Source organism: Mesorhizobium sp. P3_A8 (assembly GCF_056402995.1).
Genome location: NZ_JBFUGI010000001.1, coordinates 553824 through 572771 on the forward strand (window position 1 = coordinate 553824; position 18948 = coordinate 572771).

The window sequence follows — 18948 nt, forward strand, 5'->3', positions numbered from 1 at the left end:
CGCTACCGGCAAAAGGACCCGGCGAGAGACAAAATGTCAGGCCGCCTGCGACAGCGATTTGTGCGCGTCGGCCAGGATCTCGAACGACCGCACCCGCGCCGCGTGGTCGAAGATTTGCGCGGTGACCATCACTTCATCGGCGCCGGTGCGGCGCACGAAGGCGTCGATGCCCTGGCGGACCGTTTCGGGAGAACCGACAACGGCGCAGGACAGCGCCTGGCCCAGCATGGTTTTCGCCATCGGATCGAGATCGCGGTCATAATTCTCGACCGGCGGCGGCAAGCGTCCGGGCCGGCCGGTGCGCAGATTGACGAAAGCCTGCTGCAGCGAGGTGAACAGCAGACGCGCCTCGGCATCGGTGGGTGCTGCAAAGACATTGAGGCCGAGCATGACATGCGGCCTGTCGAGCTGTTCCGACGGCTGGAAGCGCGAGCGGTAGATGTCCAGCGCATGATCGAGCTCGGCCGGCGCGAAATGCGAGGCGAAGGCATAGGGCAGGCCGAGCATGGCGGCGAGCTGCGCGCCATAAAGGCTGGAACCGAGGATCCAGATCGGTACGGACTGGCCCTCGCCCGGCACGGCCCTGAGGCGCTGGCCTTCCTCTGCGGGGAGGAAATAGCCCATCAGCTCGACGACATCCTGCGGAAAATTGTCGACGCCGGCCTCAAGGTTGCGGCGCAAGGCGCGCGCGGTGTTCATGTCGGTGCCGGGGGCCCGGCCGAGGCCGAGATCGATACGGCCGGGAAACAAGGCGGCCAGCGTGCCGAACTGCTCGGCAATGACCAGCGGCGCATGGTTGGGCAGCATGATGCCGCCCGCACCAACGCGAATGGTTTTGGTGCCGCCGGCGACATGGGCGATGACCACGGCCGTTGCTGCACTGGCGATGCCCGGCATGTTGTGGTGCTCGGCCAGCCAGTAGCGCTTGTAACCCAGCTGTTCGGCATGGCGGGCGAGATCGAGCGAGTTGGCCAGCGACTGCGAGGCATTGCTGCCTTCGACGATCGGCGACAGGTCGAGAACGGACAGTTCGGTCATACGTTGGTCTCCACGATCTTCTTCTCACGCACCTTGGCCTCGAAAGCCGTGCGGTCGGGAATGATGATGCCGAGCTGGTCTTCCAGCGTGTCGGCGAGTTGGGCGGCGGTGGTTATCTCTGTCTGCTCGGTGCGGCCGCCAAGGTGATGGATCGACAGCTTGACGCCGCGCAACGCGTAGCGCCGGTCCGGTGTGGCGCGTGCCGCAATGACGGTGGACAGGAAATGCGATGTCGGGCTGGTCGACAGGAAGTAGTTGGTGACGGAATAGTCGACCTCGTGTTGCGGCTGCAGGTCGAAGCGGTAGAGCGAGCGCCAGTCGCCACCGATTGAAGCCTGCAGGCGGAAATGATCGTCGGCCTCGACGATGCGGAATGTCTCGTGCGGGGTCTTTTGCTCCAGGCCTGGCTCGAGCAGCAGCGGCGCGGTCAGGGTCAGGCCGCCGAAGCCGACATCGGCGATATAGGTCCGGCCATCAAGCTCGATGCGCAAAAGCATGTGGCTGCGCGCGGTGATGGCATCTTCCGGCTGGCCCCAAAGCACGCGTGCGGCCAGGCCGATGACCTGAAAGCCAAGCGCCTTCAGCGCGTGCATGAGGAGGAGGTTGTGCTCGAAGCAATAGCCGCCACGCCCGCCAAGGATGATCTTGTCCTGCATAGCGGCAAGGTCGAGCCGGACCGGGCGGCCAAGAAACGGATCGATGTTCTCGAAGGGGATCGCCTGCGGATGCAGGAGATGCAGCGCCTTCAGCGTGTCCAGCGATGCGTCACGCGGACCGGCGTAGCCGATGCGAGCGAGATAGGCGTCGAGGTCGAAGGAAGCGTCGTTCATCGGGAAGGAGCACCGGCCATTGTCCGGCCGGATATAGGCATTCGCTCCGGGCGCCGCAAACACGGCTAGCCGGTTAGGCGGCGGCCTTGCCATTCTCCTCGGCGGGCTCGTCCTCCACCACGACGGTTTGCTGCGCGGCGAGGAAATTGCCGACAGGGCCGAGCCCCTCGAAATGGTCGCAGAACACTTTTATGACGACCAGCAGCGGCACCGCCATCAGGGCGCCGACGAAACCCCACAGCCATGACCAGAAGGCGATGGCGATGAAGATCGCCACGGCGTTGATCTCCAGGCGCCTGCCGACCACCATCGGTGTCACGAACTGGCCTTCGACAATATCGCACAACAGCACGAAGGCCGGCGCCAGCAGCGCGTAGGAAATGGTGTCGAAGCTGATCAGCGCCATCACCGCGACCAAAACGATGGTCAGCAGCGCGCCGACATAGGGCAGGAAGTTGAACAGCGCGGCGGCGACGCCCCAGACCAGCGGGTTGGGCATGCCGAGCGCCCACAGGCCAAGGCCGATGACGGCACCGAGGCCGACATTGATGATGGTGACGGTGAGCAGATAGTGCGAGATTTCGCGCTCGACGTCATAGACGACGCGCAACGCCCGCTTCTTCTCGCTGAGGCTGGCGAAGGACTGGATGATCTTCTCGTAGAACATCGTGCCCGAGGCGAGCAGGAACAGCGACAGCACGAAGATGATGGTGAGGCTTGTGCCCGCCGAGAGGATGTTGCTGGCGGCCGCCGACAGAATACCGGACTGGGCGACCGCCACCTTCTGGATGCCCGGCTCCTGCGAGGTCTCGGTCATTTGCTCGATCTGATGCGAGACCTGCATGATCTTTTCCAGCGGCCGCCGCAACTGCGCCAGCCGCTCGGTGAGCTGCTGGCCGATCGACGAGGTGTTGTTGAGGAGATCGATGACCGGGCCTGAGAGCAAATAGCCGGCGCTGGCGAAGACGCAGATGGACAGCAGCACCAGCAAGGTCGCCGACACCGCTTCGGGAATGCCGCGTTTGCGCAGCAGCCGCACGATCGGCGTCAATGTCAGCGCCAGCAGGAAGGCCAGCATGACCGGCATGAAGAAGGCGCGGGCGAAATAGAGCGTATAAACGGTCATGAAGATGAAAATGCCGACCAGCAGCGTGCGCATCAGATGCGTATCGGCACGCGCCACCTCGCGCGATTCTTCGGCCTCGGCAACGCCTGTGCCCAGAACGGCGGGTTCGGCTTTCATCACGGTCCCTCAGCGGCGCACCGCAATTGGTGCAAACCGTTGACCGAAAACGCTAGCGTGGCCTCAAGGTTCCGTTAGCCGGCAGGCCCGCGTCCGCAGCCCTAGCCGTTGCTCACGTAACTCAAGCGACGGGCGCTGCCACGGCCGGCGCGGTTTTCGCCGTTTCCTTGCGCACGATCGGCGCCACCTTGGTCCCGTAAAGTTCGATCGCCTTCATGGTCTTGGCATGCGGCATGGTGCCGATCGCCATCTGCAGCAGGAAGCGGTCATTGTTGAAGATTCTGTGCTGGGCGACGATCTTTTCGGCCACCTGCTCCGGACTGCCGACGAACAGCGCGCCATTGGGACCACGCGACTGGTCGAAATGCGCTCGCGATGTCGGGCCCCAGCCACGCTCACGGCCTATGCGGTTCATCACTTCGGCCTGCGGACCGTAGAAATCGTCGGCAGCCTGCTCGGTCGTCTCGGCAATGAAGCCGTGCACGTTGATGCTGGTGGCAAGCCCTGCCGGGTCACTGCCGGCGCGCTTGGCAGCTTCGCGGTAAAGATCGAACAGCGGCGCGAAGCGCGCCGGTTCGCCGCCGATGATGGCGAGCGCCAGCGGCAAGCCGAGCGCGCCGGCGCGGGCAGCGGACTGTGGCGTCCCGCCAATGGCGATCCAGACCGGCAACCTGTCCTGAAACGGCCGGGGATAGACGCCACGATCGTTGATCGGTGCACGCAGATTGCCGGACCAGGTGACCTTCACCTGATCGCGGATGGCAAGCAGCAGATCGAGCTTTTCGGCGAAGAGTTCGTCATAGTCTTCAAGATTGTAGCCGAACAGCGGGAAGGATTCGATGAACGAACCGCGCCCGGCCATGATCTCGGCACGGCCGCCCGACAGAAGATCGAGCGTGGCGAACTGCTGGAACACGCGCACCGGATCGTCCGAGGAGAGCACGGTGACCGCGCTGGTCAGCTTGATGCGTTTCGAGCGTTCGGCAGCCGCCGCCAGGGCCACGACCGGCGCAGAGGCGGCATAGTCAGGCCGGTGATGCTCGCCCAGACCGAAGACGTCGAGACCGACCTGGTCGGCCAGTTCGACCTCCTCGATCAGGTTGCGCAGCCGCTCATGCGGCCCGATGGCGCCGGGGCCCGGCTGCGGGCTGACGTCGGCAAAGGTGTAGAGACCGAGTTCCATGTGATGTCATCCTGGTGTTGGGTTTTGCCGCTAGAAGTAGCCACCGCCCCGCCTCGCCGCCAGAGGGGCTGGCGGTGAACAGTGCATGTTGATTTGGTGAAAAAGGCGTCTCCCGCGCGCAACATCGCGGAATTTCATGGCTGGCATACCGTTTTGGCGCTTGAACTCTCGGCATTCGCGCGTATGTAAGCGTCGCGAATTGACTTCAGGGAAGTGGACTTGGCTATCTACAGGGAAAAAGACATTTTCGAGCGGCGCAATGCCGCGAACGAGGCAAAGAAGGCGCTTCTGGAGCGCTTCAAGTCGAAGCCGGCGGCAGATGACCCTGCAGTCGTGGCGCGACAGGCCGAACGCAAGGCAATCCTCGAGGCCCGCGAGATTCGCGAAGCTGAAAAGGCAAGGCTGAAGCAGGAGAAGCTGGCACGCGAGGCGGTCGAGAAGGCCGAGCGCGAGGCAGCGGCCGAAGCGGCACGCATTGCGGCCGAAGAAGCGTCACAGGCTGAAGCGAAGATCAAGGAAGCCGAAGAGAACGAGCGCATCGCCCGTTTGCTGGCCGACGAAGCCGAACGCAAAGCAAAACGCGACGCACGCTATGCGGCGCGCAAGCAGCGCACCGGCAGAACGCCTCCAGGCTTCTCAGCCCGCTAACGCCTTAGCGGCCAAGCTTCGAAATTTGGAACCAGGGTCGCCTTGCAGCGGCCCTGAAGGCGTTTGCGTGAAAGCAAGGCTTTGAGCGTCTCCGAGGCAGGTCATGTCGGCGGCCGCGCCCCCTCGGGCCAAGCCCGAGGACGAACGCCCGGACGCAATCAGGCCGCGAACTTCAGTCCCATGATGCCGCAGACGATCAGCGCGATGCAGGCGAGCCTGATCGCGGTGGCCGGCTCGCCGAGCAGCCAGATGCCGAGCAGCGCCGTGCCGACGGTGCCGATGCCGGTCCACACCGCATAGGCGGTGCCGACGGGAAGCGCCTTCAGCGCCAGGCCAAGCAAAGTAAGGCTGACGATCATCGAAGCGACGGTGAGGACCGTCGGCACCAGTTTCGAGAAGCCATCGGTGTATTTGAGCCCGATCGCCCAGCCGATTTCGAACAGGCCGGCGAAAAACAGAAGAATCCATGACATCGGGAACGCTCCATCCAGCATCAGGCCGGAGACAAATCCGCTCCTGAGATGCTGATCATAATGGCGGGTCGTCCCGACCGAATTTTCGGGGAGGCGCGGGGTCGTCCCCGCGCCATAGATATAGGATTGCCCAAACGCCCGATCAACCCGGCGGCATTGTCTGACGCCGCCGGCGGGATTTTGCCGCGCCTGACTTGCCGAGCCTACTTTTCCTTGATGCGCATCGCCTTGACCGGCGGCGCCTTCAGGGCGGGAGCGGCTACCGGCTTCTTGGCATCCTTCTTCGGCTTGCGGGCTTCCTTGCCTGCCTTCATCGCACCTTTAGCCATGATTCGTTCCTCCAGTTGCGGGATGCAGAGTGAAACAAGAGAAACGCTTTGCTGCAAGGGGGCAGCGCGCCCGTCGCGGCGGCCGGCAGGCTGCTTTCAACCGGTTTCTAATTTGCTCGTAAACCATGGCGGTCCGTGCCATTCTCATCTTCGCACTGCAGCATCGACCCGCGCTTTCGCCGGGTGATCGCTGGGCAGGCCGGTCAGGACGACAATGCGGATCCACATTGGCTGCGAGATGAGTTTCGACTTCCCGCAGGAAACGCCGCTGATCGCGATGCTCAATGTCCACTATTCCCGCGCCTCCGATCTCGAGCGCCCGGATTTTCTGACATCGAATCCGCCGGTGCCGATCGAGAGCTACCGCGACAGTTTCGGCAATTGGTGCAACCGCTTCGTTGCTCCACCCGGCCGGTTCACATTCGGCACCGATGCGGTCATCCGCGCGCCCGGCACATTCGAGATGAGCGAACTGATGGCCTGGCAGCACGAGGTGCGCGACCTGCCGGCGGAAACGCTGCTGTTCCTGCTGCCCAGCCGGTTTTGCGAGAGCGACCTTTTGGCCAGCGAAGCGTGGCGGCTGTTCGGCCATACGCCGCTCGGCATCCCGCGCGTGCAGGCGGTGTGCGATTTCGTCCACAACCACATCATCTTCAATTACGGCAACGCGCGGCCGACGCGCACCGCGGCGGAAGCCTATCGCGAGCAGAGCGGCGTGTGTCGCGACTACGCGCATCTCGCCGTCACCTTCTGCCGGGCACTCAACATCCCGACGCGTTACTGCACCGGTTACATCAGCGATATTGGCATGCCGAAGCCGTGGTCGAGCATGGATTTCTGCGCCTGGATGGAGGTCTATCTCGGCGGCCGCTGGCACGCTTTCGACCCGCGCAACAACGCACCGCGCATCGGTCGCATCCTGATCGCCTCCGGGCGCGATGCGGCAGATGTGCCGCTAACCCATATTTTCGGACCAGGGACACTTGCCGGCTTCAAGGTGTGGACCGACGAGATCGTCGAATAGAAGGCGTTCCTGCTCGCAAGTCTTCAACCGTCTGAACGGCTGGACGGTTCGCGCGTTGTGCTGCCTGTGGAGCTTCGGCGGCAGGGCCGTTACAATGGGCATGCTGAAGGGGACAAGACTGCATGGCCGGGCATGGTGGCTCGAAAACGGTTATCTACGCGGCGCTCGCCGGTAATCTGGCGATCGCGCTGACCAAATTCGCCGCCGCCTTCTTCACCGGCAGCTCGGCGATGCTGTCGGAAGGCGTGCACTCGCTGGTCGATACCGGCAATGGCGGCCTGCTGCTCTACGGCATGCACCGGGCCGCGCGACCGGCCGACCGCACGCATCCGCTCGGCCACGGCCGCGAACTTTACTTCTGGAGCTTCATCGTTGCCCTGCTGGTGTTCGCGCTGGGCGCCGGCGTGTCGTTCTACGAGGGCATCATCCACATCATGGCGCCGGAACCTGTCGCCAACGCCAAGGTCAATTATATCGTTCTCGGCCTGTCCTTCCTGTTCGAAGGCAGCTCCTGGATGGTGGCGCTGAAGGAATTTCGCCGAGAGAAGGGCAAGCAGGGCTGGCTGCAGGCCGTACAATCGAGCAAGGATCCGAGCGTCTATACGGTGCTGTTCGAGGACAGTGCGGCGCTTCTCGGCCTGATCGTCGCCTTTGTCGGCATATTGGCGGCGGAGTTGCTGGAGATGCCGGAGCTCGACGGCGCCGCCTCGATCGGCATCGCACTCATCCTCGGTGCAACAGCGATCTTCCTGGCCCGCGAAAGCAAGGGGCTGCTCATCGGCGAGCCGGCTTCCCCCGAGGTGCAGAAAAAGGTGCTGGCGATCGTCCAGCAGGATCCGGCGGTGCAGCGGGCCAACGGCGTGCTGACCGTCCACATGGGACCGCAAGAGATCGTTGCCGGCTTGAGCATCGAGTTCGAGGACCATCTGACGGCGCCCGAGATCGAAGCCTGTGTCGAGCGCCTCGAGGCACTGCTGAAGAAGGAGATGCCGGAGATCACGCGGCTGTTCGTCAAGCCGCAGACGACAGGCACCTGGGAGCAGCGGCGCAAGCTGATCGAAGCCGCGTCCAACTAGTCCTGGACCACAGGTGCATCGTTTGCTCCGGCGCCTTGCTCCGCTAAGATCAGTGGGTGGATTTTTGGAGGAACAACCATGAAGATCGATGGCGGGTGCCATTGCGGCGCCATCACCTACGAAGCGGAAGTCGACCCGGCAAAGACCTCGATCTGCCATTGCACTGACTGCCAGCAACTGACCGGCACGGCCTTTCGCGTCACCGTTCCCGCGCCTGAGGAACATTATCGGATCACCCGGGGGACGCCGAAAGTCTATATCAAAACCGTAGCGAGTGGCGCCAAGCGCGTTCAGGCCTTCTGCGCCGACTGCGGTTCACATCTTTACGCAACGTCGGTCGGCGATGGCCCGAAAATCTATGGGATCAGGGTCGGCACCGCGCGGCAACGCCAGGATTTGACCCCAAGACAACAGAAGTGGCACAGATCGGCTCTGCACTGGCTTCCGGAATTCGAAGGCATGGCAACCGTGGAGGAGCAGTAGCCCCGTTTCTCGGGTCGAAAGCCGCCCAGACACGCAATTATGTGCTAGCGTCACTCGCCATCAAACGGGCGGGGATAGCGATGTTGGAAACGGACAAGTTGTTTGCCGGCTCGATCCCGGAAAACTACGACCGCTATATGGTGCCGCTGATTTTCGAGCCGTTTGCCGCGGACCTTGCCCGGCGAGCCGCGTCCCTCTCGCCCAGCGCCGTGCTGGAAGTCGCCGCGGGCACCGGCGTCGTCACCCGAGCCCTGGCGCCAAAACTATCCCCTGACGCAAGCTATGTCGTGACCGACCTCAACCAGCCGATGCTCGACTACGCTGCGTCGCGTCAAGCGCCCGACAGTCGCATCCGATGGCGCCAGGCTGACGCCATGGCGCTGCCATTTGAAGATGCGGCCTTCGATCTCGTTTGCTGCCAGTTCGGTGCGATGTTCTTTCCCAGCCGCCCCGCCGCCTACCGCGAGGCAAGGCGGGTGCTGAAGCCCGGCGGCCATTTTCTGTTCAACGTATGGGATCGCATCGAAGAGAATGTGTTTGCCGATGATGTGACGAATGCCTTGGCCAGGATGTTTCCGAACGATCCACCCCGCTTTCTGGCCCGCACGCCGCACGGCTACCACGATACGGCATTGATCCGCAGCGACCTTGAGGAGGCAGGTTTTTCCAGCGTGGCGATCGAGACGAGGGCTGAACAAAGCCGTGCGCCCTCGCCGCGCATTCCGGCCGTTGCCTATTGTCAGGGAACCGTGCTTCGCACCGAGATCGTGGCCCGTGATCCGGGGAAACTCGACGCCGCCACGGACTATGCCGCAGCCGCGATTGCGGCCAGGCATGGCAGCGGCGAGGTTGCCGCCAAAATTCAGGCACATGTCATCGTGGCTGTGGCCTAAAGCGCATCGCGTCGAAACGGGTTCAGTCGTCGCCCTCGACGACCCGCAGCCTGAGCTGTCCGGTCTTTGAATCGGCAACGCGCGGGCCGGGGTCAAGTTTGGCAGGTGCCCTTGACGGTGTCTCCGGGGCCGCATCGCCATCGGGCTGCACGCCGAACTCCAGCGCCTCGATCTTCTGGCCGCGCTTGGTCACCTTCGATGTCGAGACAAGGATGTCATCGATGTCCTTGGCCGACTGGCCGAAATGGACCTGCAGCTTGCGCACGCGTTCGTCGACACGCGCGACATCCTCCATCAGCCGGATCACCTCGCCCTGGATCAGATGCGCCTGTTCGCGCATGCGGGCATCCTTGAGTATCGCCTGGATGACCTGGATCGACAGCATCAGCAGCGATGGCGAGACGATGACAATTCGGGCGCGGTGCGCCTTGTGGATGATCGCCTCGAAGTTTTCGTGGATCTCGGCGAACACCGATTCCGACGGCACGAACATGAAGGCGGTGTCCTGCGTCTCGCCCTGGATCAGGTATTTCTCCGAGATATCGCGGACATGGATCTCGATGTCGCGGCGGAAAGCCTGCGAAGCAACCTTCTGCAGATCGGCGCCGTCGGCGGCGCGGATGGCATTCCAGGCTTCCAGTGGAAATTTTGCGTCGATGGCCAGCGACGGCGCGCCGTTGGGCATCTTCACCAGGCAATCCGGCCGGCTGCCGTTCGACAGCGTCGCCTGGAATTCGTAGGCGCCCATCGGCAGGCCGTCGGCGACGATCGCCTCCATGCGTGACTGACCGAAGGCGCCACGCGTCTGCTTGTTGGAGAGGATCGCCTGCAACTGCACGACCTGGCCGGCAAGCGACTGGATGTTGCCTTGCGCGACGTCGATGATCGCCAGCCGCTCCTGCAGTTTGGCCAGGCTCTCATGCGTGGATTTGGTCTGCTCGGTCATGGTCTGGCCGAGCCGGCCGGTCATGGCGTCGAGCCGCTGGCCGATCGACTGCGTCAGCTCGGCCTGGCGCGCGCCGAACACTTCGGCGATGGCGCCCATGCGGCCCTGCATCTCGGCCTGGCTTTGCAATATGCCGGCCATCCGCGCCTCGGCGTCGCGGGCATGGTCGGCGGCTTCCGCGGCAGCGACCGCGCGCGCCTTGGCCGACCGCCACAGCGCGATGACCAGCGCCACGAACAGGCCGAGAAACAGCAAGGCGCCGAAGGCCAGGGCGTGGCCGAGCGTGATTGTCGAGGCGCCAAGCCGGGCGACAGGCTGCGAAAGGATGCTACTCAGATCATTCATGTGGACAGCATAGCCGATTCGGCCTGATCGCACAGATCAAAACAAGAACACGGCTTGGATGCCCCGGTTGACGCTTTTCGCTGGACGTCTTACGTGGGACGCCATGCCGATCAAGCCGCTCATCATCCTTCCCGATCCCATCCTGCGCCAGCTTTCCAAGCCGGTGGAGCGCGTCGACGCTCCTTTGCGCAAACTCGCCGACGACATGCTGGCGACCATGTATGACGCGCCCGGCATCGGGCTGGCGGCAATCCAGATCGGCGAGCCCGTGCGCATGCTGGTGATCGACCTCGCCAAGGAAGACGAAACGCCGGCGCCGCATGTCTTCATCAACCCGGAGGTGCTGAGCAGCGCCGACGCGCGTTCGGTCTACGAGGAAGGCTGCCTGTCGATCCCCGACTATTACGCCGAGGTCGAACGCCCGGCTTCCGTTCGCGTGAAATATCTCGATCGCGACGGCAAGCTGCAGGAGATGGAGGCCGAAGGCCTGATGGCCACCTGCCTGCAGCATGAGATTGACCATCTCAACGGCGTTCTGTTCATCGACCACATCTCGAAGCTGAAGCGCGACATGGTGGTGAAGAAGTTCAAGAAGCTCGCCAAGGACAAGGCGCCGGGCAAGCTGGTGGGATAGGGGAAAATGCCCCTTCGCGTCATCTTCATGGGCACGCCGGAGTTTTCGGTGCCGACGCTGCGCGCGATCGCCGAGGCCGGACATGAGATTTCAGCCGTCTACACGCAGCCGCCGCGCGCCGCCGGCCGGCGCGGGCTGGAGCTGACGACGTCGCCGGTGCAGCGCGAGGCCGAACGGCTGGGCATCGAGGTACGTACGCCGACATCCCTCAAGAGCGAGGCCGAGCAGGCGGCCTTCAGCGCCCTCGGCGCCGATATCGCCGTGGTCGTCGCCTATGGTTTGCTGTTGCCGAAGGCTGTTCTCGACGCACCCCGGCTTGGCTGCATCAACGGCCATGCGTCGCTTTTGCCGCGCTGGCGCGGTGCCGCCCCCATCCAGCGCGCCATCATGGCTGGAGACCTGGAAAGCGGCATGATGGTGATGCGCATGGAAGAGGGGCTGGACACCGGACCGGTGGGATTGCTTGAAAAATGCGCCATCGAACCCGATATGACTGCCGGCGATCTGCATGATCGGTTGATGAGTGTCGGTGCTGCCCTGATGGTGGAAGCGCTGGCGCGGCTGGAAAGGAATACCCTGACATTTACCGCGCAAGCGGCGGAAGGGGTGACTTACGCCAGAAAAATCGATAAATCCGAGACGCACGTGGACTGGACGCGGCCTGCGGCCGAGGTTCATAACCACATTCGTGGCCTGTCGCCCTTTCCCGGCGCCTGGTCCGAAATTGAAATTGGCGGCCGCATGGAACGGCTGAAACTGCTTCGCTCAACACTGTCCGATGGCTTGTCGCTTTCGGAAGATTTGGGCGAGTCGGGAGGAATTCTCGATGACCGGCTGACGGTCGCCTGCGGAACAGGCGCGGTCAGGCTGGTCGAAGTTCAACGTGCGGGCGGAAAGCCCGCCGCCGCGTCGGAATTCCTGCGCGGAGCCAAGATCGTAAAAGGAATGAAGTTCTCATGAGCATGATGTCGATACGCGCGGCAACGCCGCGGGATCGCGAGGCCATTCGCCTCGTCGAAGAACACGCTTTCGGCCAACAGGCGGAGGCCGGGCTGGTCGACGCGTTGGTGACTGGCGGCGACGCCGTCGTCGAGCTGGTGGCGGAAGAAGACGGCCAGGTGGTCGGCCATATCCTGTTTTCGCGGCTGTTCGTCAGCAATGGCGGCAAGAGCTTTGCGGCCGTGGCGCTGGCGCCGCTGGCGGTGGAGCCGTCGTTCCATGGCAGCGGCATTGGCGGCGCGCTGATCCGCGAGGCGCATATCCGTCTCAGGGATGCCGGCGAGACGCTGGCCGTGGTGCTAGGCGACCCGGCCTATTACGGCCGTTTCGGCTACAGCCATGCGCGTGCCGAAAAGTTCGAGAGCGAATACCAGGGCGAAGCGCTGCAGGCGTTGACCTGGGGCGACGCTCCGGAGGCCGGCCGGCTGGTCTACGCTTCCGCCTTCACCGCACTCGCCGCGTAGGCGAGTGCGTATAGCGCTCCGGCATGCCGCGTTTTCGCCTCGACATCGAATATGACGGCCGCCTGTTTGCCGGCTGGCAGCACCAGGCCGATCAGCCTTCGGTGCAGCAGGCGATCGAGCAGGCCATCGAAAAATTCAGTGGCGAGGCGGTGCGGATGCGCGCCGCCGGCCGCACCGATGCCGGCGTGCATGCGACCGCCCAGGTCGCACATGTCGACCTCGCCAAGGCATGGCCTGAAGACAAGGTGCGCGATGCCATCAACGCCCATCTGCAGGCAGCTGGCGCGCATGTCGCCATCCTGAAGGCGACAATCGTCCCCGACGATTTCGATGCGCGCTTCTCGGCCACTGGCCGGCATTACCTCTACCGCATCCTCAACCGGCGCGCGCCCGCGGCGCTGGACAAGGGCAAGGTGTGGTGGGTGCCGAAGCGGCTCGATGCCGAGGCCATGCATGAGGCAGCGAAAACCCTGCTTGGCCGGCATGACTTCACCACCTTCCGCTCGACCCAGTGCCAGGCCAACAGCCCGATCAGGACGCTGGAGCGGCTCGATGTGAGCCGGCACGGTGACCTGATCGAAGTGAGGGCTTCGGCGCGCTCCTTCCTGCACAACCAGGTGCGCTCGATGGTCGGCTCGCTCAAGCGCGTCGGCGATGGCGGCTGGACCGCGGCCGACCTCAAGGCTGCGCTCGAAGCACGCGACCGCGCTGCCTGCGGCCAGGTGGCGCCGCCCGACGGGCTTTTTCTCGTTGGTGTCGATTATCCCTGAATAGAGTCCGAAGGCTCTATTCAGAATAGAGTCCGGGGGCTCTATTCGGAATAGAGCCAGGAGCCCCCTACCCCGGGGACAGTCCGGAAAGGCTTTGAGCCCCGATATCATCGGGGACGGTGATGCCAAGCAGCATCTGCAACCCGAACAGCACCAACAACGAAGCGATGAACATGCCGGTGAAAACGGCGGTGCCGACTGCCGCGCCCTTGCCGATCGTGGCGTTGGTCATACGCCAGGTCAGCACCATCGACAGGGCAAACAGCAGCAGCGACACAATGCTCGAGATCTGGCTCGCCGAGGACAGGAAAAGCCGGATCAGCGCCGAAGGCAGCATCAGCCAGGCGGTGATGGCCGAGGCCCAGTTGCTGGCGACGACATAGTGGACAAAGCGCCCGCCGATGCCGGCGCGCGGCGCGACCAGAGCGAGCGCGATCAGCGGCAGCACCCAGGAGCCAATATCGACCGTCGCCAGGCGTATCAGCATCCCGAAACGGCCGACGAAGGCGTCGGGATCGCCGATCTCGTTGGCGATGCCGACCCAGCCGACGATCAACGCCGGTGCCGCAACGACGATGGCGAAGAAGGAATTCCAGAAGCCGTCGGCCGACAGGTCGAGCAGGCGCAGGCCGTCGGCCTTGCCGAGCATCAGCCGCCAGGCGCCGATCAGCGAAGCTTGGGTTTCGTCCGCCGTAAGCATGCTGCTCAGCCCCGCCCGAACCAGTCTTCGATGAAGCGCTGGTAGATCCGCGTCAGCGTTTCGAGATCGGCGATGGCGACGCGCTCGTCGACCATGTGCATGGTCTTGCCGACCAGGCCGAACTCGACCACCGGGCAGTAATCCTTGATGAAGCGCGCATCCGATGTGCCGCCGGAGGTCGACAGCGTCGGCTCCTTGCCGACCGCCGCCTTGATCGAGCCGGCAAGCGTGTCGACGAGCTTGTCGTCACGGGTCAGAAAGACATGGCTTGGCCTGTCGCGCCAGACAAGGTCGTAATCAACCGGCGTCTTCTTGCCCGGCCGGTACTTCTTGCGCTTGGCTGCCTGGTCGAGGCGGTTGTGGATTTCGGCCTGCACGGTCTCGGCCGTCCAGGTATCGTTGAAGCGAATGTTGAAGGTCGCGGTGGCCTTGGCCGGAATGACATTGGTGGCCGGGTTGCCGACATCGATGGAGGTGACCTCCAGGTTGGTCGGCTGGAAATCCTTCGTGCCCTTGTCAAAGACGGGATGCAGCAAGGCGTCGACCAGGCTCATCAGCCCGCGCACCGGATTGTCGGCAAGTTGCGGATAGGCGGCATGGCCCTGGCGGCCATTGACAGTGATCGAACCGGACATCGAGCCGCGGCGGCCGATCTTGATCATGTCGCCGAGCGCATCGGGGTTGGTCGGTTCGCCGACGATCGAGGCATCCCATTTCTCGCCTTTGGAAGCCGCCCATTCGAGCAGCTTGACAGTGCCGTTGATGGCGGGGCCTTCCTCGTCGCCGGTGATCAGCAGCGAGACCGAGCCCTTGGGGCCGCCATGCGTCTCGACATGGCGCGCCACGGCAGCAATGAAACAGGCAATGCCGCCCTTCATGTCGACCGCACCACGGCCATACATTTCGCCATTGGCGATCTCGGCGGCGAAGGGCGGATGCGTCCAGGCGGCTTCGTCGCCAACCGGCACGACATCGGTATGGCCGGCGAACATCAGATGCGGGCCGTTGCCGGACCGCCTTGCATAGAGGTTCTCGATGTCGGGCGTGCCGTCTTCCGAAAACACCGGCCGGTCGACCAGGAAGCCGAGCGGCTTCAGCATCGTTTCCAGCGCGCTCAGCGCACCGCCTTCGGCTGGTGTCACCGAGGCACAACGGATGAGGGCGGCAAGGTTTTCGGCGGGGTCTGTCGGCAGCGTCATGGCAAAAGCGATAGTCGAAAGCGGAAGGCCTGTCACGGCCAGACATAGAGGCCAGCCCCATGGCAGACGATGCCGCCGACATTATGGTTTTCATGTCGTATAGTTGCGGACAGGTGCGGAGCAAGAGATGGCAGACGGGGAAAAGCGGATCGTCATCGCCGGCGCCGGCAGCATTGGCTGCTATGTCGGCGGCTGCCTGGCGCTTGCCGGGCGGCAGGTGATTCTGCTGGCCCGGCAGCGCATCGAGGCCGCGCTGCGGCAGGGTGGATTGCGCATCAGCGACCTTGAAGGCCGCGATCGCCTGGTCAAGCCGGACGGGCTCGGGATCACCGCCGATCCGTCCGCCGCCTTGCCGAAGGCGGGCGTGATCCTGGTGACCGTCAAGAGTGGTGCGACGCAGGAGATGGCAGCGCTGATCAAGGCACATGCCCGCCCCGATGCCGTGGTGATCAGCCTGCAGAACGGCGTCGACAATGCCGACAGGCTGCGATCCGGGCTTGGCCAGCGAACCGTGCTGGCCGGCATGGTGCCGTTCAATGTGGTGCAATCGCCGGACGGCGACCTACCGCTGCGCGTCCACCGCGCCAGCGACGGCAAGGTGATGATCGAGGACGGCGGCGCCGGCCTTGCCGGCCTTCTCGATGTCGCCAGTCTTCTTGATGTCGAAGGACTGGCGGTCGAGACGCATGGCGACATGAAGGCTGTGCTGTGGGGCAAGCTTCTGATGAATCTCAACAACGCGCTGGTGGCGCTGTCGGGCCTGCCGCTGGCGAGCGAACTCGCCGATCGCCGCTGGCGGTTGATCCTGGCCGGCCAGATCGACGAGGCCCTGCTGGCGATGAAAGCCTCCGATATCGAGCCGGCGCGCGTCGCCGGGCTGCGGCCGGCGCTGCTGCCGAAGGTGCTCCGGCTGCCGGACTGGCTGTTCAAACTGCTGGCGCGGCGCATGCTGGCGATCGACCCCGAGGCCCGCTCGTCGATGTGGGACGATCTGCAGCGCGGCCGGCCGACGGAGATCGGCGAGTTGCAGGGGGCGGTGATCGGCCTCGCCGAAAAAACGGGTACGCCGGCGCCGCTCCTGAAAAGCGTTACCGCTTTGGTGCGCGCGGCTGAGGCGGCGCGGCTGGGCTCGCCGGGCCTGACGCCGGAACAGGTTGCGCCGCCGGGTGGCGCTCGATCAGCGTGATCTTCTGCCAGATCTTTCGCGACAGGTTGGACGCCAGGTTCTCGATGTCGTTGACGCCGTCGATGACGACGTCATCATTGACCGACTGGGCGAAGAGCGCGGCGATCTTGCCGGTGATCGACAGCATTTCGGAGCAATAGTCGAGGTAGCGCGCCAGGTCGGCGGCATTGGTGATGCGGGCGGGCGAATGCGCCGTCGGCCTGAAACTGGCCGAAAGTGCTGCCGGATCTTTGGTCAGCTGGTGCATGTCGATGACATGGATCAGCGAGCGCAGGCCGTGCAATTGGCGGAACACCCGCTTGCGCTTGATACGCTCCTCGGTGCGGATCAGCGCCAGCAGGCCGAGCACGGCAAGGATGATCATGTTGATCGTGGCTTCGATGCCTTGCACTGATTGCACCGCATCGTCGGCCTGGGAGATGTGAATGAGCGGCAGGATGGTGCCGACGAACAGGAAGATCAGCGCGCCGGCGACGACGGCGGCGATGATCAGCCCGCGCAGCCACCAGATCGGCGCCTCGAGCGCCTGAGCCGCCTTGGCCAGATCGCGCGACAGCGACACCAGTTCGGCGGCGACGCCACGCAGTCCGGCCTGGGGAAACCGTTCTGCAACGCGCTCCTCAAGCCGCTCGGCGGTGTCGATGATCAGTTTCGGATCAAGCGTGCGGTAGCGCATGTCCGATCGATCCTCAGGGTTGCGCCGGCTCGTTGGTGTGCCGGCCATAGCGGTTGGGCCCAGGCTGCCCTGGAAACAGGCACAACACAAGAAAGGCGACGATCGAGACGACCGGCACGAACAGGATCAGTGCGGCAATACCCGGCTTGTCGAGGTCATGCAGGCGTTTCACCGCCAGTGCGATGTTCGACCACAGCGAGGCGATGAAGGCGATGAAGAAGATGAACGACCACATGTTGCTCTCGGCCGAGCCTTCCGGCACCAGCGTGAAGCGGTAGAGCGGGAATGCCTGGATGATGGCGACCAGCAGCCCGCCAAGAAAATAGGCCGCGCGGCTGACGCGGCCCGATGTTTTGAAGAAAAGCCAGGTGAGATCCGATCTGTCAGGCAAGCGGGTCCGGTCCGTATTGATTGGCACCCTTGGTGCCTTCGAGAATTCCTAGCTCAACCAGCAGCCAGATGGCGCCGATGAAGGGCACGAGGGCGATCAGCGTCCACCAACCGGACTTGCCACGGTCATGCCAGCGTTTGGCGTAGATGCCGAAGATCGAATAGAGCATGGCGAGCGTGTATAGCACATAGATAAAGCCGTAAGGCATGCTGTTGAATGTCGTGCCGAGGATATTGTCGAGAATCATCGCGACAATCGCACCGACGAAAATCACACCCACGCAAGCCCAGAATTTACCGCGGTTGATGCGGCCCTCGTAGCTGGTCAGCAGATATTTCCAGTCCATGTCACCCCTCCATGTGAATCAGCGCGACCGATTGTCGCGCCGGCGGAAGGTGCGCCCGCTTTGCGAAAATATCAATCGCGCAGCAACTCGTTGATCGAGGTCTTGGAGCGGGTCTTGGCATCGACCCGCTTGACGATGACGGCGCAGTAGAGGCTGGGGCCAGGCTCGTTGTTTGGAAACGGCTTGCCGGGCATCGAGCCGGCGACGACGACGGAATTTGGCGGCACTTCGCCATAGAAGATTTCGCCGGTGGCGCGGTCGACGATCTTGGTCGACTGGCCGATGAAGACGCCCATGCCGAGCACCGAGCCTTCGCGCACGATGCAACCCTCGACGACTTCCGAACGCGCGCCGATGAAGCAATTGTCCTCGATGATGGTGGGGCCGGCCTGCATCGGCTCCAGCACGCCGCCGATGCCGACGCCGCCTGACAGGTGCACGTTCTTGCCGATCTGGGCGCAGGAGCCGACCGAAGCCCAGGTGTCGACCATGGTGCCCGTATCGACATAGGCACCGACATTGACGAATGACGGCATCAGCACGGCGCCCGGGGCGACATAGGCCGAGCGGCGCACGATCGACGACGGCACCGCGCGAAAACCCGCCTTCTCGAAATCGACGGCGCTCCAGCCATCGAACTTCGACGGCACCTTGTCCCACCACACGGCTTCGCCCGGACCGCCCTTGATGATCTCCATCGGGTTGAGCCGGAAGGACAGCAGCACCGCCTTCTTCAGCCATTGGTTGACATGCCACTTGCCGTCCGCCTGGCGCTCGGCGACGCGCACCGTGCCGTGATCGAGCAGGTCGAGCGCCGACTGGATAGCATCGCGCGTTTCGCCGCGGGTCGCGGTCGAAATCGTGTCGCGTTCCTCGAAGGCCTTCTCGATGGTCTTTTCGAGGCTCGCCAGATCGGGCTTCGACATGAATTCGCTCCATTACCAAGCTGTTAAGGGGCTACGCCTTAACCTGTTTTGAAAGTCGCGCGGACCCCTGGCAGGCTTTGCCTGCCTGGGTCTTTGCATGTAGCAGGTTCTTGTCGCAAAACCGCCGCACACTTTTGCGGAACCTG

23 protein-coding genes are annotated in these 18948 nt (G+C 63.8%); 10 read left to right on the top strand and 13 right to left on the bottom strand.

Going from position 1 to position 18948, the window contains the following annotated elements:
• Positions 1–36: 36 nt before the first annotated feature.
• The 4 genes from AC1DX4_RS02560 to AC1DX4_RS02575 all read right to left on the bottom strand — a co-directional run bounded on the left by AC1DX4_RS02560 (position 37) and on the right by AC1DX4_RS02575 (position 4294).
• Positions 37–1038: an LLM class flavin-dependent oxidoreductase gene (locus AC1DX4_RS02560; protein ID WP_477218817.1), complete on the bottom strand. Its 1002-nt coding sequence runs from the start codon at positions 1036–1038 to the stop codon at positions 37–39.
• Positions 1035–1868: an arylamine N-acetyltransferase family protein gene (locus AC1DX4_RS02565; RefSeq protein WP_477218818.1), complete on the bottom strand. Its 834-nt coding sequence runs from the start codon at positions 1866–1868 to the stop codon at positions 1035–1037. Before AC1DX4_RS02565 ends, AC1DX4_RS02560 begins: the two co-directional genes overlap by 4 nt.
• A 73-nt stretch (positions 1869–1941) precedes the next feature.
• Positions 1942–3111, bottom strand: a complete 1170-nt coding sequence (locus tag AC1DX4_RS02570) for an AI-2E family transporter (RefSeq protein ID WP_477218819.1) — start codon at positions 3109–3111, stop codon at positions 1942–1944.
• 121 nt (positions 3112–3232) lie between these two features.
• Positions 3233–4294: an LLM class flavin-dependent oxidoreductase gene (locus tag AC1DX4_RS02575; RefSeq protein WP_477218820.1), complete on the bottom strand. Its 1062-nt coding sequence runs from the start codon at positions 4292–4294 to the stop codon at positions 3233–3235.
• A 219-nt stretch (positions 4295–4513) separates the two neighbouring features.
• Between AC1DX4_RS02575 and AC1DX4_RS02580 the strand changes: the two genes are divergently transcribed.
• Positions 4514–4942, top strand: a complete 429-nt coding sequence (locus AC1DX4_RS02580; RefSeq protein ID WP_477218821.1) for a DUF6481 family protein — start codon at positions 4514–4516, stop codon at positions 4940–4942.
• Between the two features lie 158 nt (positions 4943–5100).
• Here the strand turns inward: AC1DX4_RS02580 and sugE are convergent, their stop codons facing one another.
• Positions 5101–5415 (bottom strand): quaternary ammonium compound efflux SMR transporter SugE, encoded by a 315-nt coding sequence (gene sugE / locus AC1DX4_RS02585; protein ID WP_064990686.1) that lies wholly within the window; start codon positions 5413–5415, stop codon positions 5101–5103.
• 203 nt (positions 5416–5618) lie between these two features.
• A complete protein-coding gene (locus tag AC1DX4_RS02590) occupies positions 5619–5744 on the bottom strand; it encodes a hypothetical protein (RefSeq protein ID WP_023772267.1) in 126 nt (41 codons plus the stop codon).
• A gap of 214 nt (positions 5745–5958) precedes the next feature.
• Here AC1DX4_RS02590 and AC1DX4_RS02595 point away from each other — a divergent pair, with 214 nt between their 5' ends.
• The 4 genes from AC1DX4_RS02595 to AC1DX4_RS02610 all read left to right on the top strand — a co-directional run bounded on the left by AC1DX4_RS02595 (position 5959) and on the right by AC1DX4_RS02610 (position 9220).
• Positions 5959–6768 (top strand): transglutaminase-like domain-containing protein, encoded by an 810-nt coding sequence (locus AC1DX4_RS02595; RefSeq protein WP_477218822.1) that lies wholly within the window; start codon positions 5959–5961, stop codon positions 6766–6768.
• Between the two features lie 122 nt (positions 6769–6890).
• A complete protein-coding gene (locus tag AC1DX4_RS02600) occupies positions 6891–7844 on the top strand; it encodes a cation diffusion facilitator family transporter (RefSeq protein ID WP_477218823.1) in 954 nt (317 codons plus the stop codon).
• Positions 7845–7922: 78 nt separating this feature from the next.
• Positions 7923–8327, top strand: a complete 405-nt coding sequence (locus tag AC1DX4_RS02605; protein ID WP_477218824.1) for a GFA family protein — start codon at positions 7923–7925, stop codon at positions 8325–8327.
• Between the two features lie 80 nt (positions 8328–8407).
• Complete coding sequence (locus tag AC1DX4_RS02610; protein ID WP_477219106.1) at positions 8408–9220, top strand: class I SAM-dependent methyltransferase; 813 nt, start codon at positions 8408–8410, stop codon at positions 9218–9220.
• Positions 9221–9242: 22 nt separating this feature from the next.
• Here the strand turns inward: AC1DX4_RS02610 and AC1DX4_RS02615 are convergent, their stop codons facing one another.
• Positions 9243–10511: a DNA recombination protein RmuC gene (locus tag AC1DX4_RS02615; protein ID WP_477218825.1), complete on the bottom strand. Its 1269-nt coding sequence runs from the start codon at positions 10509–10511 to the stop codon at positions 9243–9245.
• Positions 10512–10614: 103 nt separating this feature from the next.
• Between AC1DX4_RS02615 and def the strand changes: the two genes are divergently transcribed.
• Genes def through truA form a run of 4 tightly spaced genes read left to right on the top strand, consistent with a single transcriptional unit; the run spans position 10615 to position 13378 of the window.
• On the top strand, positions 10615–11145 hold the full coding sequence (def, locus tag AC1DX4_RS02620; protein WP_477218826.1) for a peptide deformylase: 531 nt from the start codon (positions 10615–10617) through the stop codon (positions 11143–11145).
• A gap of 6 nt (positions 11146–11151) precedes the next feature.
• Positions 11152–12105: a methionyl-tRNA formyltransferase gene (gene fmt, locus AC1DX4_RS02625; protein WP_477218827.1), complete on the top strand. Its 954-nt coding sequence runs from the start codon at positions 11152–11154 to the stop codon at positions 12103–12105.
• Positions 12102–12608 (top strand): GNAT family N-acetyltransferase, encoded by a 507-nt coding sequence (locus AC1DX4_RS02630; protein WP_477218828.1) that lies wholly within the window; start codon positions 12102–12104, stop codon positions 12606–12608. Before fmt ends, AC1DX4_RS02630 begins: the two co-directional genes overlap by 4 nt.
• Before the next feature lie 23 nt (positions 12609–12631).
• Complete coding sequence (truA, locus tag AC1DX4_RS02635) at positions 12632–13378, top strand: tRNA pseudouridine(38-40) synthase TruA (RefSeq protein ID WP_477218829.1); 747 nt, start codon at positions 12632–12634, stop codon at positions 13376–13378.
• Positions 13379–13445: 67 nt separating this feature from the next.
• Here truA and AC1DX4_RS02640 read toward each other — a convergent pair whose 3' ends face one another.
• Both AC1DX4_RS02640 and dapE read right to left on the bottom strand, forming a co-directional pair.
• Positions 13446–14078, bottom strand: coding sequence for a transporter (locus AC1DX4_RS02640; RefSeq protein WP_477218830.1), 633 nt, complete (start codon positions 14076–14078; stop codon positions 13446–13448).
• A gap of 5 nt (positions 14079–14083) precedes the next feature.
• Complete coding sequence (dapE, locus tag AC1DX4_RS02645; protein ID WP_477218831.1) at positions 14084–15277, bottom strand: succinyl-diaminopimelate desuccinylase; 1194 nt, start codon at positions 15275–15277, stop codon at positions 14084–14086.
• A 127-nt stretch (positions 15278–15404) separates the two neighbouring features.
• Between dapE and AC1DX4_RS02650 the strand changes: the two genes are divergently transcribed.
• A complete protein-coding gene (locus AC1DX4_RS02650; RefSeq protein WP_477218832.1) occupies positions 15405–16463 on the top strand; it encodes a 2-dehydropantoate 2-reductase in 1059 nt (352 codons plus the stop codon).
• Here AC1DX4_RS02650 and AC1DX4_RS02655 read toward each other — a convergent pair.
• The 4 genes from AC1DX4_RS02655 to dapD form a co-directional block, all read right to left on the bottom strand.
• Positions 16366–17139: a hypothetical protein gene (locus AC1DX4_RS02655; protein ID WP_477218833.1), complete on the bottom strand. Its 774-nt coding sequence runs from the start codon at positions 17137–17139 to the stop codon at positions 16366–16368. The genes AC1DX4_RS02650 and AC1DX4_RS02655 overlap by 98 nt on opposite strands.
• Positions 17140–17152: 13 nt before the next feature.
• Positions 17153–17530, bottom strand: a complete 378-nt coding sequence (locus tag AC1DX4_RS02660; protein WP_477218834.1) for a DUF805 domain-containing protein — start codon at positions 17528–17530, stop codon at positions 17153–17155.
• Complete coding sequence (locus AC1DX4_RS02665; RefSeq protein WP_477218835.1) at positions 17523–17876, bottom strand: DUF805 domain-containing protein; 354 nt, start codon at positions 17874–17876, stop codon at positions 17523–17525. The genes AC1DX4_RS02660 and AC1DX4_RS02665 overlap by 8 nt, the downstream gene beginning before the upstream one ends.
• 71 nt (positions 17877–17947) lie before the next feature.
• Positions 17948–18802, bottom strand: a complete 855-nt coding sequence (gene dapD / locus AC1DX4_RS02670; RefSeq protein ID WP_027040861.1) for a 2,3,4,5-tetrahydropyridine-2,6-dicarboxylate N-succinyltransferase — start codon at positions 18800–18802, stop codon at positions 17948–17950.
• Between the last annotated feature and the right edge of the window lie 146 nt (positions 18803–18948).

Excerpts from the sequence above, each read along its gene's own strand:
- AC1DX4_RS02560 (WP_477218817.1), bottom strand. The coding sequence starts at position 1,038 with ATGACCGAACTGTCCGTTCTCGACCTGTCGCCGATCGTCGAAGGCAGC.
- AC1DX4_RS02565 (WP_477218818.1), bottom strand. The coding sequence starts at position 1,868 with ATGAACGACGCTTCCTTCGACCTCGACGCCTATCTCGCTCGCATCGGC.
- AC1DX4_RS02570 (WP_477218819.1), bottom strand. The coding sequence starts at position 3,111 with ATGAAAGCCGAACCCGCCGTTCTGGGCACAGGCGTTGCCGAGGCCGAA.
- AC1DX4_RS02575 (WP_477218820.1), bottom strand. The coding sequence starts at position 4,294 with ATGGAACTCGGTCTCTACACCTTTGCCGACGTCAGCCCGCAGCCGGGC.
- sugE (WP_064990686.1), bottom strand. The coding sequence starts at position 5,415 with ATGTCATGGATTCTTCTGTTTTTCGCCGGCCTGTTCGAAATCGGCTGG.
- AC1DX4_RS02590 (WP_023772267.1), bottom strand. The coding sequence starts at position 5,744 with ATGGCTAAAGGTGCGATGAAGGCAGGCAAGGAAGCCCGCAAGCCGAAG.
- AC1DX4_RS02595 (WP_477218822.1), top strand. The coding sequence starts at position 5,959 with ATGCGGATCCACATTGGCTGCGAGATGAGTTTCGACTTCCCGCAGGAA.
- AC1DX4_RS02600 (WP_477218823.1), top strand. The coding sequence starts at position 6,891 with ATGGCCGGGCATGGTGGCTCGAAAACGGTTATCTACGCGGCGCTCGCC.
- AC1DX4_RS02605 (WP_477218824.1), top strand. The coding sequence starts at position 7,923 with ATGAAGATCGATGGCGGGTGCCATTGCGGCGCCATCACCTACGAAGCG.
- AC1DX4_RS02610 (WP_477219106.1), top strand. The coding sequence starts at position 8,408 with ATGTTGGAAACGGACAAGTTGTTTGCCGGCTCGATCCCGGAAAACTAC.
- AC1DX4_RS02615 (WP_477218825.1), bottom strand. The coding sequence starts at position 10,511 with ATGAATGATCTGAGTAGCATCCTTTCGCAGCCTGTCGCCCGGCTTGGC.
- def (WP_477218826.1), top strand. The coding sequence starts at position 10,615 with ATGCCGATCAAGCCGCTCATCATCCTTCCCGATCCCATCCTGCGCCAG.
- fmt (WP_477218827.1), top strand. The coding sequence starts at position 11,152 with ATGCCCCTTCGCGTCATCTTCATGGGCACGCCGGAGTTTTCGGTGCCG.
- AC1DX4_RS02630 (WP_477218828.1), top strand. The coding sequence starts at position 12,102 with ATGAGCATGATGTCGATACGCGCGGCAACGCCGCGGGATCGCGAGGCC.
- truA (WP_477218829.1), top strand. The coding sequence starts at position 12,632 with ATGCCGCGTTTTCGCCTCGACATCGAATATGACGGCCGCCTGTTTGCC.
- AC1DX4_RS02640 (WP_477218830.1), bottom strand. The coding sequence starts at position 14,078 with ATGCTTACGGCGGACGAAACCCAAGCTTCGCTGATCGGCGCCTGGCGG.
- dapE (WP_477218831.1), bottom strand. The coding sequence starts at position 15,277 with ATGACGCTGCCGACAGACCCCGCCGAAAACCTTGCCGCCCTCATCCGT.
- AC1DX4_RS02650 (WP_477218832.1), top strand. The coding sequence starts at position 15,405 with ATGGCAGACGGGGAAAAGCGGATCGTCATCGCCGGCGCCGGCAGCATT.
- AC1DX4_RS02655 (WP_477218833.1), bottom strand. The coding sequence starts at position 17,139 with ATGCGCTACCGCACGCTTGATCCGAAACTGATCATCGACACCGCCGAG.
- AC1DX4_RS02665 (WP_477218835.1), bottom strand. The coding sequence starts at position 17,876 with ATGGACTGGAAATATCTGCTGACCAGCTACGAGGGCCGCATCAACCGC.
- dapD (WP_027040861.1), bottom strand. The coding sequence starts at position 18,802 with ATGTCGAAGCCCGATCTGGCGAGCCTCGAAAAGACCATCGAGAAGGCC.